The organism is Kitasatospora phosalacinea (assembly GCF_000717185.1).
GTDB lineage: Bacteria > Actinomycetota > Actinomycetes > Streptomycetales > Streptomycetaceae > Kitasatospora > Kitasatospora phosalacinea_A.
Window position 1 is genome coordinate 1 of the sequence record NZ_JNYE01000307.1, and the last position, 267, is coordinate 267.

Sequence of the window (267 nt, forward strand, 5' to 3'; positions counted from 1 at the left end):
CTGGGCGTAGCCGGTGGCCGCGTTGGTGTTCGAGTAGGTCGCGACCGAGGTGCCGTTGACGGTCACGGTCAGCTTGTCGTACGCGGTGCTGCCGGTCTCCGCGGTGTCGACGTGCAGCCAGAAGCTCAGCGTGGCCTTGCACCCGGCCGGGACGGAGACCGTCTGGGCGAGGCTGTCGGTGTGGCTGGAGCCGTAGCCGTCCATCCAGGCCTTCCAGGAGCCGCCGTGGGCGGCCTGGGAGGAGGAGTTGTCGACGACGCCGGAGGA

General features: G+C 70.0%; 1 pseudogene. It reads right to left on the reverse strand.

The features are described from left to right. Positions 1–267, reverse strand: a pseudogene (locus OO57_RS38145) (M4 family peptidase); the annotation flags it as partial.